Annotated in this window: 14 protein-coding genes; 8 read left to right on the plus strand and 6 right to left on the minus strand. The window is 66.9% G+C overall.

From position 1 onward, the window contains the following. The first annotated feature begins 2 nt into the window (after positions 1 to 2). Positions 3 to 2,204, plus strand: a complete 2,202-nt coding sequence (gene glgB / locus ACZ50Z_RS13130; protein ID WP_464483943.1) for a 1,4-alpha-glucan branching protein GlgB — start codon at positions 3 to 5, stop codon at positions 2,202 to 2,204. Between the two features lie 146 nt (positions 2,205 to 2,350). Beyond that, positions 2,351 to 3,541 carry an IS30 family transposase gene (locus ACZ50Z_RS13135; RefSeq protein ID WP_464483774.1) on the plus strand — a complete coding sequence of 397 codons (1,191 nt, stop codon included), beginning with the start codon at positions 2,351 to 2,353 and terminating at the stop codon, positions 3,539 to 3,541. A 53-nt stretch (positions 3,542 to 3,594) separates the two neighbouring features. Here the strand turns inward: ACZ50Z_RS13135 and ACZ50Z_RS13140 are convergent, their stop codons facing one another. Beyond that, a complete protein-coding gene (locus tag ACZ50Z_RS13140) occupies positions 3,595 to 4,503 on the minus strand; it encodes a co-chaperone YbbN (RefSeq protein ID WP_464483944.1) in 909 nt (302 codons plus the stop codon). 182 nt (positions 4,504 to 4,685) lie between these two features. Next, a complete protein-coding gene (locus ACZ50Z_RS13145; protein ID WP_464483945.1) occupies positions 4,686 to 5,867 on the minus strand; it encodes an acetyl-CoA C-acetyltransferase in 1,182 nt (393 codons plus the stop codon). 89 nt (positions 5,868 to 5,956) lie between these two features. On the opposite strand from ACZ50Z_RS13145, the gene mce reads away from it, so the two are divergent. After that, positions 5,957 to 6,424, plus strand: coding sequence for a methylmalonyl-CoA epimerase (gene mce / locus ACZ50Z_RS13150; protein ID WP_464483946.1), 468 nt, complete (start codon positions 5,957 to 5,959; stop codon positions 6,422 to 6,424). An 11-nt stretch (positions 6,425 to 6,435) separates the two neighbouring features. Here mce and ACZ50Z_RS13155 read toward each other — a convergent pair whose 3' ends face one another. Further along, positions 6,436 to 6,744, minus strand: coding sequence for a hypothetical protein (locus tag ACZ50Z_RS13155; protein WP_464483947.1), 309 nt, complete (start codon positions 6,742 to 6,744; stop codon positions 6,436 to 6,438). Between the two features lie 23 nt (positions 6,745 to 6,767). Then, on the minus strand, positions 6,768 to 7,439 hold the full coding sequence (gene nucS, locus ACZ50Z_RS13160; protein ID WP_464483948.1) for an endonuclease NucS: 672 nt from the start codon (positions 7,437 to 7,439) through the stop codon (positions 6,768 to 6,770). A gap of 45 nt (positions 7,440 to 7,484) precedes the next feature. Here nucS and ACZ50Z_RS13165 point away from each other — a divergent pair, with 45 nt between their 5' ends. After that, on the plus strand, positions 7,485 to 9,110 hold the full coding sequence (locus ACZ50Z_RS13165; RefSeq protein WP_464483949.1) for an adenylate/guanylate cyclase domain-containing protein: 1,626 nt from the start codon (positions 7,485 to 7,487) through the stop codon (positions 9,108 to 9,110). A gap of 13 nt (positions 9,111 to 9,123) precedes the next feature. Here the strand turns inward: ACZ50Z_RS13165 and ACZ50Z_RS13170 are convergent, their stop codons facing one another. Then, on the minus strand, positions 9,124 to 10,197 hold the full coding sequence (locus ACZ50Z_RS13170) for a GGDEF domain-containing protein (RefSeq protein ID WP_464483950.1): 1,074 nt from the start codon (positions 10,195 to 10,197) through the stop codon (positions 9,124 to 9,126). Positions 10,198 to 10,410: 213 nt separating this feature from the next. Here ACZ50Z_RS13170 and ACZ50Z_RS13175 point away from each other — a divergent pair, with 213 nt between their 5' ends. From ACZ50Z_RS13175 to ACZ50Z_RS13190, 4 genes are read left to right on the plus strand one after another with little or no spacing between them, the layout of a single operon-like run. After that, positions 10,411 to 11,898 carry an AlkA N-terminal domain-containing protein gene (locus ACZ50Z_RS13175; RefSeq protein WP_464483951.1) on the plus strand — a complete coding sequence of 496 codons (1,488 nt, stop codon included), beginning with the start codon at positions 10,411 to 10,413 and terminating at the stop codon, positions 11,896 to 11,898. After that, positions 11,895 to 12,386, plus strand: coding sequence for a methylated-DNA--[protein]-cysteine S-methyltransferase (locus ACZ50Z_RS13180; RefSeq protein WP_464483952.1), 492 nt, complete (start codon positions 11,895 to 11,897; stop codon positions 12,384 to 12,386). The genes ACZ50Z_RS13175 and ACZ50Z_RS13180 overlap by 4 nt, the downstream gene beginning before the upstream one ends. A gap of 53 nt (positions 12,387 to 12,439) precedes the next feature. Then, positions 12,440 to 12,757 carry a hypothetical protein gene (locus ACZ50Z_RS13185; RefSeq protein WP_464483953.1) on the plus strand — a complete coding sequence of 106 codons (318 nt, stop codon included), beginning with the start codon at positions 12,440 to 12,442 and terminating at the stop codon, positions 12,755 to 12,757. A 23-nt stretch (positions 12,758 to 12,780) separates the two neighbouring features. Continuing rightward, positions 12,781 to 13,497 (plus strand): hypothetical protein, encoded by a 717-nt coding sequence (locus tag ACZ50Z_RS13190; protein WP_464483954.1) that lies wholly within the window; start codon positions 12,781 to 12,783, stop codon positions 13,495 to 13,497. Positions 13,498 to 13,553: 56 nt separating this feature from the next. On the opposite strand, the gene ACZ50Z_RS13195 is transcribed toward ACZ50Z_RS13190, so the two are convergent. After that, a complete protein-coding gene (locus tag ACZ50Z_RS13195; RefSeq protein WP_464483955.1) occupies positions 13,554 to 14,708 on the minus strand; it encodes a PPE family protein in 1,155 nt (384 codons plus the stop codon). Between the last annotated feature and the right edge of the window lie 340 nt (positions 14,709 to 15,048).

The raw sequence follows: 15,048 nt of genomic DNA on the forward strand, positions 1-15,048 counted from the left end.
ACATGAGCCAAGCCGACCAACTCGCGCGGACGCACCTGGCGCCCGATCCTGCCGACCTGTCGCGCCTGGTCGCCGGCGCACACTACAACCCGCACGGCATGCTGGGCGCCCACGAGTACGGCGACCACACCGTCATCCGGGCATACCGGCCGCACGCGGTGGAAGTCGTCGCGCTCGTGGGCGACGACCGATTTCCGATGCAGCACGTCGAGGCCGGCCTGTTCGCCGTGGCGTTGCCCTTCACCAACCTGATCGACTACCGGCTCCAGATCACCTACGAGGGTTCTGACCCGCACGTCGTCGCCGACGCATACCGTTTCCTGCCCACCCTGGGCGAGGTCGATCTTCACCTGTTCGCCGAAGGGCGCCACGAGCGACTCTGGGAAGTCCTTGGCGCACACCCCCGCTCGTTCACCACGGCCGACGGCGTCGTCAACGGGGTGTCCTTCGCGGTGTGGGCGCCCAACGCCAAGGGCGTCAGCCTGATCGGCGAGTTCAACGGCTGGACCGGCAACGAAGCCCCGATGCGGGTGTTGGGCTCGTCGGGTGTGTGGGAGCTGTTCTGGCCCGGTTTTCCCCTCGAGGGGCTGTACAAGTTCCGCGTCCACGGCGCCGACGGCGTGGTGACCGAGCGCGCCGACCCCATGGCATTTGCCACCGAGGTACCTCCGCACACCGCCTCCCGGGTGACGCGCAGCAAGTACACCTGGGAAGACGCGGACTGGATGACGGCGCGCGCCGGGCGCAACCCGGTGTTCGAGCCGATGAGCACCTACGAGGTTCACCTGGGGTCGTGGCGACCCGGGCTCAACTATCGCCAGTTGGCCCGCGAGCTGACGGATTACGTTGTGGAACACGGTTTCACCCACGTCGAGTTGCTGCCGGTCGCCGAACACCCCTTCGCCGGATCCTGGGGATACCAGGTGACGTCGTATTACGCGCCGACGTCGCGGTTCGGCACCCCGGACGAATTCCGGGGCCTGGTCGACGCCCTGCACCAGGCCGGCATCGGCGTGCTGGTGGACTGGGTGCCCGCACACTTCCCGAAGGACGCGTGGGCGCTTGCCCGCTTCGACGGCACCCCGCTCTACGAGCACTCCGACCCTCAGCGCGGTGAGCAACTCGACTGGGGCACTTATGTTTTCGACTTCGGCCGTCGGGAAGTGCGCAACTTCCTGGTGGCCAACGCCTTGTTCTGGCTCGAGGAATTCCACATCGACGGCCTACGGGTGGACGCCGTCGCCTCGATGCTGTACCTGGATTACTCACGCCCCGAAGGCGGCTGGACCCCGAACATCTACGGCGGGCGGGAAAACCTGGAGGCCGTCCAGTTTCTGCAGGAGATGAACGCCACCGCGCACAAGAGCGCCCCCGGCATCGTCACCATCGCCGAGGAGTCGACCTCGTGGCCCGGCGTCACCCGGCCGACAAACCTTGGCGGCCTTGGCTTTTCGATGAAGTGGAACATGGGCTGGATGCATGACACGCTCGACTACATCAGCCGCGATCCGATCTATCGGAGCTATCACCACCATGAGATGACGTTCTCGATGCTGTATGCGTTCAGCGAGAACTACGTGCTGCCGATCAGCCACGACGAGGTGGTCCACGGCAAGGGGACGCTGTGGGGCCGGATGCCCGGCAACAATCACGTCAAGGCCGCCGGTCTGCGCAGCCTGCTCGCCTACCAGTGGGCGCATCCGGGCAAGCAATTGTTGTTCATGGGCCAGGAATTCGGCCAGCGCGCCGAGTGGTCCGAGGAGCGCGGTCTGGATTGGTGGCAGCTCGACGAGCAGGGATTCTCAAACGGCGTCCTGCGCATGGTGCGCGACATCAACGACATCTACCGCAGCCACCCGGCGCTGTGGAGCCAGGACACCGTCCCCGACGGCTACTCCTGGATCGACGCCAACGACTCGGGCAACAACGTCTTGAGCTTCCTGCGTTACGGCAAGGACGGCTCGGTGATGGCGTGCGTGTTCAATTTCGCCGGTGCCGAACACGGCGGTTACCGACTAGGCCTGCCGTCGGCCGGCCGGTGGCGCGAGGTGCTCAACACCGACGCCACCATCTACAACGGCACGGGAGTCGGCAACCTGGGCGGCGTCGACGCCACCGAAGACCCGTGGCACGGTCGCCCGGCGTCGGCGGTGTTGGTGTTGCCGCCCACGTCGGCCCTGTGGCTGGAACCGGATTTGGGCTGATTACCGCGCCGACCGTCGACTCGTTACGCGATTACGGCGCTTCCCTTCAGGGGGTGAATGCAACAGCTTCTAGATGAGGAGTTGTTGTGCGTCCGTCGTCGTTGTCATGGTTGGGCCGTCGGTTTTGGGATCACATCAAGGAGGGAATGTCGCCCGGTGAGGCCGGGGTGGCTGTCGGCGTGTCGATGTCCAGTGGTCAGCAATGGTTTGCTGATGCTGGCGGGGTGAGACCAAAGTTTCCAGCAGTTGGGCCCCGCTCGCGGCCTCGGCTGAGCTATGAGGAGCGCGAAGAGATCCAGGACGGTGTGGCCCGTGGCGAGTCGATCCGTGACATCGCGAATCGGTTGGGTCGTCACCCAACGACGGTGATGCGTGAGATCAACCGCAATGGGTGGTGCCGCGGGCGCTACCGGGCGCGGTATCGATTCGGCGCCCGATGGCGCGGCGGGTGGGATCCCCGGCCGCGTTATCGCGCGAGTAAGGCCCATGCGCGCGCCCGGGAGCGGGCTCGCCGGCCCAAACCGGGCAAGCTGGCCACCAACCAGCGGCTGCATGATGAGGTGCAGACTCGGTTGCAAGACCAGCACAGTCCCACCCAGATTGCTCAGCGGCTGGTGATGGATTTTCCCGACGAGGCGGAGATGCGGGTGTCCCACGAGACGATCTATCAAGCGATTTACGTTCAGGGCAAAGGGAACTTGCGCCGCGAGTTGCACAGCTGCCTGCGCACCGGGCGTGCACTGCGCAAACCCCAGCGCCGCGCCGATCAGCGCCGCGGCCGCATCCCGAACATGGTCAACATCAGCGAGCGCCCACCCGAGGTCGAAGACCGCGCCGTACCCGGGCATTGGGAGGGCGATCTGATCCTGGGCAGCGCCGCATCGGCCTCGGCGATCGGCACCGTGGTGGAGCGGATGACGCGGTTCGTGATGCTGCTGCACCTGCCTGAGGACCACACAGCGCTGGCGCTGCAGGAGGCCATCGTGGCCAAAATGGCGCAGCTGCCGGCAATCCTGCGCAAAACACTGACCTGGGATCAAGGCAAAGAAATGGCCAACCACATCGCCATCGCCGAGGCCGCCCAACTGGATATCTACTTTTGCGACCCCCACTCACCGTGGCAGCGCGGCACCAACGAAAACACCAACGGACTGCTGCGCCAATACTTTGCTAAAGGCACCGACCTATCCGCGTTTCCCGCCGACTACCTCGACTACGTCGCCGCCAAACTCAACAACCGGCCCCGCCAAACACTGGGCTGGAAAACCCCCGCCGAAGCCCTCGACGAACTACTCTCCAACCCGTCAAAACCACCCGCTGTTGCAAACACCGCGTGAAACCGCCGCGCTGGTTGCCCCAACAACTCGACGTTCGCTGAGCTGAATTCGCCTTAGTACAGCGCGTTGGCGAGGTTGCGTCGCCCGGCGACGACCTCGGGATCTGCCGGGTCGAAGAGTTCGAACAGCTCCACCAGGCGGGTGCGCACCAACGCGCGATCATCGCCGGATGTGCTGCGCACCAACGCGATCAGGCGCTCGAAGGCGGCGGCGACGTCCTGATTGAGGATCTGCACGTCGGCGGCCGCGAGGGCGGCTTCGATGTCGCTGGGCGCGGCGTCGGCGACAGCGACGGCGTCCGGGCGTTGCGCGGTCGCGCGTGTCAGGAAGTCGATTTGGCGGATCGCACCTTTGGCTTCCGCGCTGGCCGGGTTGGCGTCCAGGATCGACTGATAGGACGCCTTGGCGGACTCGAAGTCGCCGTCCTCCAGCTGTTGGCGGGCCGCCGCCAGCTCGGGGTCGACGACGTCGGGTTCGCCGGAACCCGTTGCCCCCCTTAGCTTCCCGGCAGTCGCGGAAAGGATTTGATCCAGCCAGCCGCGCAGTTGCTCGGTCGGCTGCACGCCTTGGAAACTCGAGATCGGCTGCCCGGCCGCCAGCGCCACCACGGTCGGGACCGCGTCGACACCGAAGATCTGCGCGACCCTGGGCGCGACATCGACGTTGACGGTCGTGAGCGACCACTTGCCGTTGTCCTGGCCCGACAGTCCTGACAGCGTGTCGAGCAGCTGGACGCACGCGTCGCTGCGCGGGGACCACAGCAGGACGACGACCGGCACTTCCTCGGATCGGAGCAGAACCTCGGCCTCGAAGTTGGCCTCGGTGACCGCGGTGATGCCGCCGCCCTCGCCGGACGACGGCGCGGGTCCCCCGGGAGGGGGCGACTGGGCGCGCTGCTTGAGACCGGACAGATCGACAGCGCCGGTCAGTGCGGGGCCGATGGAAGGTCGCGGACGCGTCACGTCGTCAAGTTTGTCATGCGCGCGGGCTACCGCTCCACCCGGTGGCAGCGGCGCTCGGGCACGGGTTCGTCGGGACCGCGAATCGCCGCAAAAATGGGGTGTGATCGGCCTGTATGACGAAGATCACAAAACTTTTGCTGCCGCGGCGTGCCAGCAACCTCGCTGGGAGCCGCGGCCCCTGGCTAACCTGCCCGCAGAATCAGGGCGTCGCCCTGCCCGCCGGCCCCACACAGCGCCGCGACGGCGTAGCCGGACCCGCGCCGGGCCAATTCCAGAGCCGCGTGCAGGGTGATGCGCGCTCCCGACATCCCGATGGGATGCCCGACCGCGATCGCACCGCCGTTGACGTTGACGACGTCGGGATCGACGCCCAGCTCGCGGGTCGAGGCCAGCGCGACCGCGGCAAACGCCTCGTTGATCTCCACGACATCGAGCTGGTCAACCGAGATGCCCTCGCGGCTGATCGCCTTCTTGATCGCGTTGGCCGGCTGCGACTGCAGCGTGGAGTCCGGTCCGGCCACCACACCGTGGGCGCCGATCTCGGCCAGCCAGCTCAGTCCCAGCTCTTGCGCCTTGGCCTTGCTCATCACCACCACCGCCGCCGCGCCGTCGGAGATCTGGGAGGCCGAACCGGCCGTGATGGTGCCATCGCGGCGAAACGCCGGCTTGAGGCCGGCCAGCGACTCCGCCGTGGTGTTGGCGCGGATGCCCTCGTCCTCGGTGAACTGCAGCGGATCACCCTTGCGTTGCGGGATGTTGACGGGCACCACCTCGTCGGTGAAGACGCCGTCCTTCCACGCCGCGGCCGCCTTCTGGTGCGAACCCGCAGCGAACTCGTCCTGCTCGGCGCGGGTGAACTTGTCGACGTCGTTGCGCTGCTCGGTGAGCGCGCCCATCGGCTGATCGGTGAACACGTCATGCAGGCCGTCGTAGGCCATGTGGTCCAGCACCGTGACGTCGCCGTACTTGTAGCCCGAGCGGCTGTCCATCAGCAGGTGGGGCGCCTTGGACATGGACTCCTGACCACCGGCCACCACCACGTCGAACTCCCCGGCGCGGATCAGCTGGTCGGCCAGCGCGATGGAGTCGATTCCGGACAGGCACATCTTGTTGATCGTCAGCGCCGGAACATCCCAGCCGATGCCCGCCGCCACGGCCGCCTGGCGTGCGGGCATCTGACCCGCCCCGGCCGTCAGCACCTGGCCCATGATCACGTACTCGACGGCGGAGGCCGGCAAATTGGCCTTCTCCAGCGCGCCGGCGATCGCGATGGCACCCAGATCGCTGCCCGAAAAATCCTTCAGCGAACCCATCAACTTGCCGATGGGTGTGCGTGCTCCAGCAACGATCACCGACGTCGTCATGACTATCTCCTAAGGCCTGCTAGGCGCTCCCCCGACGGCCCTTTCGGCCTCCCGGAGAAGCGCAATCTTTGCCGCCAGGTTACCGTTATGTGATGACGACCGATCAAGTTGACGCCCGTCAGATCCTGGCCACCTCGCTGGTGACGGCGATCGATCACGTCGGCATCGCAGTCGCCGACCTGGACGCCGCCATCGACTGGTACCACGACCACCTCGGCATGATCCTGGTGCACGAGGAAGTCAACGAGGAGCAGGGAATCCGCGAAGCCATGCTGGCGGTGCGGGGCGCCCCGGCGGGCACCGCACAGATCCAGTTGATGGCCCCGATCGACGACTCCTCGACGATCGCGAAGTTCCTCGACAAGCGCGGGCCGGGCATCCAGCAGATGGCCGTTCGGGTCAGCGACCTCGACACCATGGTCGAGCGGCTCCGCGAGCAAGGCGTGCGGTTGATCTACGACGCGCCCCGTCGCGGCACGGCAAACTCCCGGATCAACTTCATCCACCCCAAGGACGGCGGCGGCGTGCTGATCGAGCTCGTCGAACCGGCCGCCTGAGACCCGATCCTTTAAGACCACTTCCTGGTGGGACCGCGGGTAGTCCGGTGCGCCCAGCACGGCGTGTGCCAATGCCGGCGGTCCTCGACGTGACCCGCGCCGCCCCCGAGCGCCGTATCGATCGGCCACACCACCAGATGCGCTGAGCCGGAGCGGATTTCGTGATCGCAACCGGGGCACCGATAGGTCTTGACCGCGCGGGCCGCCGCGACAGGACGAACCTCGTACTCGTGGCCGTCGGGACCGACCTCCACCCGGCGCAGCGCCGGCGGCGGCGCCACCGGCCGCTGCCTACGTGGCGGGGTGCGGCGCCGAGACATGCGATCAGTTTAGTGACGGGCCGTCAGAACAGCCGGTACTCGTCGTTATCCATGCCACGCATCTTGTCGTAATCCAATGTGAGGCAACGGATCCCGCGATCGACGGCGAGGGTGCGCGCCTGCGGCTTGATCTGCTGAGCCGCGAAGACCCCTTGCACCGGCGCCAACAGGGTGTCCCGGTTGAGCAGCTCGAGGTAGCGAGTGAGCTGCTCGACACCGTCGATCTCGCCGCGCCGCTTGATCTCCACCGCCACCGAGCCGCCGCGTTCGTCGCGGCACAACAGATCGACCGGGCCAATGGCGGTCATGTATTCGCGACGTACCAGGGTGTACCCCTCGCCCAGCAGCTGCACGTGCTCGGCGAGCAGCGCCTGCAGGTGGGCTTCGACGCCGTCCTTGACCAGCCCCGGGTCGACGCCGAGATCGTGGCTGGAGTCGTGTTCGATCTCCTCGACGGTGATGCGCAGTTGTTCGCCCGCCTTGTTTTCGACGACCCACACCGGCGCGGGATCACCGGGCTGCTCGGTCAGCCAGCATGGCGGGCTCATCCAATTCAGCGGCTTGTAGGCGCGGTCGTCGGCGTGCACACTGACCGACCCATCGGCCTTGAACAGCAACAGCCTGCGCGCGGAGGGCAGATGCGCGGTGAGCCGGCCGACGTAGTCAACGGTGCATTGAGCGATCACTAGACGCACCCGACTCACCTTAGAGCGTGGCCGACAAATTAGGCTGACGCCACCATGTCGGCCAACAGGTCTTTGGCGCAACGAATAGGCCGGGTGCTCGAGCGCGTCACCCGTCAGAGCGGCCGTCTGCCGAAGACGCCGGCCTACGGCTCCCTGCTGCTCGGGCGGGTGTCGGAGAGCCAGGGGCGTCGCCGGGTGCGCATCCAGATCATCATGACGGTGCTGGTGCTGGGGGCGAACCTGATCGGCGTGGCCGTCGCCCTGTTTTTGGTGACCGTCGCCATTCCGGTGCCGAGCGTGTTCGACGACGCGCCGGCGTGGATCACCTTCGGGGCTTCACCGGCCTACATCGTGGCGGCCTCGGCGTGGGGCACGTATTGGATCACCCGCCGGACCGTGATCGCGCTGCGCTGGGCGATCGAGGAGCGCACGCCGACTGCCGAGGACGAGCGGAACACCTTTGTGGCCCCGTGGCGCATCGCGCTTGTCGACCTCGTCTTGTGGGGCGTCGGGACGATACTGCTGACGACGCTGTTCGGCTTGGCCAACACCCAGTTCATCCCGCGGTTCCTTCTCGTCGTGAGCTTTTGCGGGGTGGTGGTCGCCACCGCTAGCTATCTGCTCGCGGAGTTCGCGCTGCGTCCCGTGGCCGCCCAGGCGCTCGAGGCGGGGCCACCGCCGCGGCGGTTCGCGGCGGGCATCATGGGCCGGACGATGGTGGTCTGGTTCCTCGGCTCGGCCGTGCCCGTCATCGGGATCATGATGCTGGCTTTTTTCGAGCTGGTGCTGCGCAATCTGACCCAGACGCAGTTCGCGGTGGCGGTTTTGATCGTGTCGATGGCGCCATTGATCTTCGGATGCGTCCTGATGTGGATCCTGGCCTGGCTCACCGCGACGCCCGTGCGGGTGGTCCGTGCGGCGCTCGCGCGCGTCGAGCGGGGCGATCTGCGCGGGGACCTCGTGGTGTTCGACGGCACCGAACTCGGCGAGCTGCAACGCGGTTTCAACACGATGGTCGACGGCCTGCGCGAGCGCGAACGTGTGCGCGATCTGTTCGGCCGCCATGTCGGGCGTGAGGTCGCGCTGGCCGCGGAACGCGAACGGCCGAAGCTGGGCGGCGAGGAACGCCACGTGGCCGTCGTCTTCATCGACATCGTGGGTTCGACGCAGCTGGTGACGAGCCAACCTGCGGCCGAAGTCGTTGCGGTGCTGAACCGTTTCTTCGCGATCGTCGTCGAGGAGGTGGACCGCTACTGCGGGCTGGTCAACAAATTCGAGGGCGACGCGTCGCTGGCGATCTTCGGTGCGCCGAACCGGCTGGATAGTCCCGAAGATGCGGCCTTGGCCGCCGCGCGGTGCATCGCCGAACGGCTGGCCGACGAGATGTCCGACCTCGAGGCCGGCATCGGTGTGGCGGCGGGTCAGGTCATTGCCGGAAATGTCGGCGCCAAAGAACGATTCGAATACACCGTGATCGGTGAGCCGGTCAACGAGGCGGCGCGGCTGTGCGAGCTCGCCAAGTCACACACCAACCGTCTGCTGGCGACGGCCGACGCCATCGAGGGAGCAAGCGAAAAAGAGCGGGCCCGTTGGTCGTTGGGCGACACGGTCACCCTGCGCGGGCACGAGCGTCCCACCCGCTTGGCGTCACTCGTCGACGTCGCTCCACCCGCTCAGTAGGTCTTCGGCGGGCTCAGACCGCCACCTGACGGTGGCGACTCTGGTTGCCGCCGCACCGTTTGGCTTCATACATCGCGGTGTCGGCCTGGGCGACCAGTTGGTGGAATGAGTGCTCGGCATAGTCCGAGACGACGCTGCGCAACGCCAGGGTGGCGATTCCGACGCTGGCGGTCACCGACGTATCCATCGCGGCGATCGCGTCACAGAGCTGTCGGCCCCACTCCGGCAATTGTTCGGCGGTGACGATGTCGGCGACCAAGAATTCCTCCCCGCCGACGCGCCCGACGATGGCCGTCTCACCGCAGGCGGTCGTCAGGGTGCCCGCCACCTCGATGAGCGCCTCATCGCCGGCGGCGTGCCCGCGGGTGTCGTTGAGCTCTTTGAAGCGGTCCAGGTCGACCATCGCCACCGCCAGGAACATGTGGTGGGCGCCGGCGAGCATCCGGCCGACGATCGCCCGGTCGCAGGCGCGCCGGTTCAGCAAGCCGGTCAGCGGGTCGCGGTTGGCCCGCGAGAGATCCACCCACAGGGCGCGCACCACGACCTGGATGGCGAGCGGGACGACCACGTTGAGTTCCAGCACCAGGAAGTAGCCGGTGAAGGCCAGCACGGCCTGCCCGGTGGCGGCCAGGCGCACCGCTTGCCAGGCGCCGATCGCGCTGGCCGCGCAGAAGTTGAGCGTCATGAGCTTGGAGGTGTGGAAGAACGCGATGTAGCCGCCTGTCACCGACAGCGCCGAGCACGCCATCAGGCCGACGAGCGGCTGGGGCTGCCACAGGCAGCCACCGCCAATGGAGACCGTGCCGGTCATGATGTAGAAAATCGACTGGCGCCGAGTGGGCCACCCACTCAACCACAGCACCGTCATCGCCATTCCGATCACCGCGGCCACAACCGAAACCGTCAGCGCCACATGTGGATACAACGGGACGGGGCCGTAGAACACGTTCACGGGCACCAGCATCAATGACGCCGCCACCACCGCCAACACCCTGCGGGTGTAGGTGCTCAGCCCGTGCGCTTGCAAATAGCCTGTCAGCCAATCGAAGTGGTCGTCCTGCCCCCACCACGTCGCCAGCCGCTTCATCAGTTCGCCTTTCCCCGAACTCACTCACCCCGTCGGGTCACGCCGTCCGAGCCGGCGAGTTGGGTCACAGTAAATACCATCGTGTGCTGGAAATACCTCGAATCGACAAGAAAGCCACTTGGACGTGAGCCGACCGGCGCCGGTGCGCCGGCCGCTCACCACGATGTCGCTTTTCCGCTAGTTTTGTCGGTCCGCGGGTGTAAGCCTGGAAGCGTGCACGACGATTTCGACCGCTGCTACCGCGCCGTCCAGTCCAAGGACGCGCGGTTCGACGGCTGGTTCGTCACCGCCGTGCTGACCACCGGAATCTATTGCCGTCCCAGTTGCCCGGTGCGGCCGCCGTTCGCCCGTAACGTGCGGTTTTACCCCACGGCGGCGGCCGCCCAGCGGGCCGGCTTTCGGGCCTGCAAACGGTGCCGTCCCGACGCCTCTCCAGGATCCCCGGAATGGAACGTGCGCGGTGACGTGGTGGCGCGCACGATGCGGCTCATCGCCGACGGCACGGTGGACCGCGATGGCGTCGGCGGTCTGGCCGCCCACCTCGGCTACACCACGCGCCAGCTCGAACGGCTCCTGCAGGCCGAGGTCGGTGCCGGACCCCTCGCACTGGCCCGTGCGCAGCGGGCGCAGACCGCCCGCGTGCTGATCGAGACGACGGACCTGCCGTTCGGCGACGTCGCATTCGCCGCGGGTTTTTCCAGCATCCGGCAGTTCAACGACACCGTGCGTTCGGTGTTCGAAGGCACACCGAGCGCCCTGCGCGAGCGCGCCGCCGCGCGGACCGCAGCGCAGGCCAATTCGCCTGGCACCGTGTGCCTTCGGCTTCCGGTCCGCACACCCTTCGCCTACGAGGGCGTCTTCGGTCATCTCGCGGCCGGCACGGTCCCAGGTTGCGAGGAGGTCCGCGACGGCGCGTACCGACGCAGCTTGCGCCTTCCGTTCGGCAACGCCATCGTGACGCTGGCGCCCGCCGTCGACCATGTCCGGTGCGTCCTCGTGCTCGACGATTTCCGCGATCTGACCACGGCGATCGCCCGCTGCCGGCGGCTGCTGGACCTGGATGCGGACCCCGAAGCGGTCGACGAAGCACTGGGCGGGGACGCGGAGCTGCGCCCCGTCGTGGCCAAGGCGCCCGGGCAGCGCATTCCGCGCACGGTCGACGAGGCCGAACTTGCGGTGCGCGCGGTGCTCGGACAGCAGGTGTCCACCAGGGCCGCCAGCACCCACGCCGGGCGTTTGGTCGCCGCGTACGGACGGCCGGTCCACGATGCCGAGGGGACGTTGACCCACACCTTCCCGTCCGTCGAAGAGCTCGCCGAGATCGACCCCGTCCACCTTGCGGTGCCCAACGCCCGCCGCCGCACGCTGAGCGCATTGGTCGCCGGCCTCGCCGACGGCAACATCGTGCTGCACACGGGCTGCGACTGGGACAGTGCCCGCAGACAATTGCTCGCGTTGCCCGGGGTGGGCCCCTGGACCGCGGAAGTGATTGCGATGCGCGGCCTCGGCGACCCGGATGCCTTCCCCGCCAGCGATCTCGGGCTGCGCCTGGCCGCCAAACAGCTGGGATTGCCGTCCGACGAACGCTCCCTCGTCGAACGTGGCGCCCGTTGGCGCCCCTGGCGTTCCTATGCCACCCAATATCTTTGGACCACCCTCGAGCATCCCGTAAACCATTGGCCGCCACAGGAGGTCGCATGATCGAGTACCGCACCATCGACAGCCCCATCGGATTGCTGACCCTGGCCGGTCGCGGCTCGGTGCTGACGAACCTACGGATGGTTGACCAGACATATGAGCCGAGCCGCACCGGCTGGTCGCCGAACCCGCGGGCCTTCGGCGCTGCCGTCGAGCAGCTGACCGCCTATTTCGCCGGCGAGCGCACCGACTTCGATCTCGAGTTCGATCTGCACGGCTCCGAGTTTCAGCGGCGCGTGTGGAAGGCGTTGCTGACGATCCCCTACGGAGAGACCAGGTCGTATGGACGAATCGCCGAACAGATCGGGGCTCCCGGATCCGCCCGCGCCGTGGGATTGGCCAACGGGCACAACCCGATCGCCATCGTCGTCCCGTGCCACCGGGTGATCGGCGCGAACGGCAGCCTCACCGGCTACGGCGGCGGCCTCCAGCGCAAACGCACACTGCTGGATCTGGAACGGACCCACAGCTGCGCAACGCTGTTCGATTGACGCCCCCGCGCTTCTTTTGCGAGGTGCGTCGAACGGCGCTATCGTCCATATTTGTGGACGACAGTGCGAAGGACCCAGCCGTGGTCCTGCCGTACCTGGTGGGTAGGCCCTTGGCGGCCACCGAGGTCTACGAAGCATTCGGCTACCGCAAGTCCGCGTACTACAAGGCGGCGCGCGAGGGCAGGCTGATCACCGCCGACAACCTGATCAGGGCGGCTAAATATTTGGGGCTGAACCCGATTGACCTGCAGGTCCGCTACGGCCTGATCGAACCCGCGTCGGTCGCCGAGTACCTGGAATCCCAGGCCGGCCAGGCCGGCCCGCCCAGACTGCGCGACCTTCGCCCCGATCCCAACAGTCCGCCCGTCTGAGCGGCACTGCCGGGACCCACTTAATGATCAAAACCGCACTCATCATCGCCACCTTGGCCGCCATCCTGTGCAGCCTGTGGATCCGACGCGACACCTGGCGCTCCCGATGGGAGGCCGGCGCAACCCGCAACATCGCCCTGCACGGCTGCGCCGTGCTGCTGATGTCGCACTGGGCGGCGGCCGCGCTCGGCCCACCCCTGCACCGCGTCTTCGGGCTGTGGAACGTACAACATCTCCTCGGCCACATCTGCTGGATCTTCGCGGTGACGGCCATCATCCGGCATGGCCTCATCCGTCTCGTCGACGAAACCCACGAGCGCAATCTGTTCCGCAAGCACGTCACACGGCCGCTGCGGCTTGCGGTACCGCTGCTGGTGGCGCTGTTCATCATCGCCGACGAAGGCCATCACCTGGACTTCTTCGCCGCCCCGGCCAGCGACGTCTGGCTTGCGGCTTACTGGTTGGTATTGGGCGCCCTGATGATCTACCTACTCGGCTACGCCGGACGACTGCTCCTGATTCTGCGGACGGATCCCCGCTCGACGACGACCGTCGACCTTTATCTGACCTCGGCCGCATTCGGCGTGGCAGCCACCGTGATTCAGATGGGCACTGCCTGGGCGGGCTCCGATATCGTCTTGCCCGTCTGGTTGTGCGCCTGCCTGAGCGCAATCGGCTTCGCCTACGGGTCTGCCCGATCGTGGCAGGCCAAGGTTGCCTGGTTCACTTCGGACAAATAGGCCAACTCGCGCGAACGTCGACACCAGCGATCGGCGCGAGTCACCAGTCTCGGCGTTTATCCACCGACCACCGACCGCGCCATGACGGCATGGCGGAAGCCGTATCGCTGTCCAACCACCTTCCCACCGGCAGACCGGCCCGTGCCGGTCAGCGGTATGCCGCGGAGCAGGCCCCCTCCCTTTGCTTCGGAGCCAACAGTGGCGCTGCTGAGCGCCGACAGGTTGCTTTCCGCGGTCGTCGCCGGGGCCGCAGCGGCCCAACTCTGCGGCACCGACAAGTGGCCCACCGTGCCCGCCCTGCCCAGACCCGCCGAGACAGCCGACGACGCGCCCGAGGACACCGGGCCGCCACCGAGGGTTCCGCCCACACCGGGCACGGCCGTGGCTGCGGTAATACCTTTGCTGGTAGCGGCGGCCGGCATGGCACCTTCCCAGAGCTTCATCATGTGCTCCCAGTCGCCCATATGGTTATAGGCGATCCCAAGGTGGCTGGTATATAGGGATGTCCACTTTTTCCAGGATTCCGATGTGGACGATCCCGATGACCCAGTCGATGCATCCACCAGTCCGTCGGAGACCAGTCTGAGATTTGCCAGCCCGGAGGTGGATGCGCCGGGCTGGGTGCTCGTTCCGGCCGCTGTGTCGGCGGCGTGGGCGACCGCCGCCGCTTGTCCGCCCTGCCCCGCCGGGGTGGTGGTGGAGGGCGGCTCATCGAAGGTGGTCAACGCCGACGCGCCGGCCGACGCCGCGGCGTAGCCGTACATCGCGGCCGCATCCTGGGCCCACATCTCGGCGTATTGGGCCTCGGTCGCCGCGATCGCGGGGACGTTCTGCCCGAAGAAATTCGTCGCGACCAACATCATCAATTGCGCGCGGTTGGCGGCAATCACCGGTGGTGGAACCGTCATCGCAAACGCTGCCTCGTAGGCTGCGACGGCGGCCTTCGCCTGGACGGCCGTCTGCTCGGCGCGCGCGGCGGTCGCGGCCAGCCACGCCACGTACGGCGCCGAAGCGCTGGCCATCGATGCCGACGCGGGACCCGTCCATAGGCATGTGAGTTCAGAGATCAGCGAGGTGTGGGACGCGGCCGCGATGTACAAATCGGTGGCCAGCCCGTCCCAGGCTGCGGCGGCCGCCAACATCGGCCCCGCACCCGCCCCGACGTACATACGCCCGGAGTTGACTTCCGGCGGAAGCGCGCCGTAATCCACTAATCGGTCCCCTCGCCTGGTCGGCGGCTTTCGCATACGCGCCAGTGCCGCCCGAAACTGTGGTCAGATATTTGTGCACGAGTACCGCCCGGCGCAGCCGACAGCGTCAGCCGTTCAGTCACGAACGCGGTGCCCCTCTGCGACCGCGGCAACTAGCCCGTATGAGTGGACGACGGTTCACATATGTGATCGTAGGTACATATATGTACGTGAAAGTTCATAGAAATGAACTGAATGTAGCTGAAGATGAACACTTGTCTTTATTAATACACTATTGGTCACGCAGCACCTAACCTCGCTGGGGGAGCGGCTTTTTGGAGGCCGCCGGAAACCTGAACCA

Source organism: Mycobacterium sp. NTMscope_MAC_269, from assembly GCF_976985695.1.

Bases quoted from the DNA above. Each gene is read 5' to 3' on its own strand.
- ACZ50Z_RS13165 (WP_464483949.1), top strand. From the start codon at position 7,485: ATGTCGGCCAACAGGTCTTTGGCGCAACGAATAGGCCGGGTGCTCGAG.
- ACZ50Z_RS13170 (WP_464483950.1), bottom strand. From the start codon at position 10,197: ATGAAGCGGCTGGCGACGTGGTGGGGGCAGGACGACCACTTCGATTGG.
- ACZ50Z_RS13180 (WP_464483952.1), top strand. From the start codon at position 11,895: ATGATCGAGTACCGCACCATCGACAGCCCCATCGGATTGCTGACCCTG.
- ACZ50Z_RS13135 (WP_464483774.1), top strand. From the start codon at position 2,351: ATGTCGCCCGGTGAGGCCGGGGTGGCTGTCGGCGTGTCGATGTCCAGT.
- ACZ50Z_RS13190 (WP_464483954.1), top strand. From the start codon at position 12,781: ATGATCAAAACCGCACTCATCATCGCCACCTTGGCCGCCATCCTGTGC.
- ACZ50Z_RS13145 (WP_464483945.1), bottom strand. From the start codon at position 5,867: ATGACGACGTCGGTGATCGTTGCTGGAGCACGCACACCCATCGGCAAG.
- glgB (WP_464483943.1), top strand. From the start codon at position 3: ATGAGCCAAGCCGACCAACTCGCGCGGACGCACCTGGCGCCCGATCCT.
- ACZ50Z_RS13155 (WP_464483947.1), bottom strand. From the start codon at position 6,744: ATGTCTCGGCGCCGCACCCCGCCACGTAGGCAGCGGCCGGTGGCGCCG.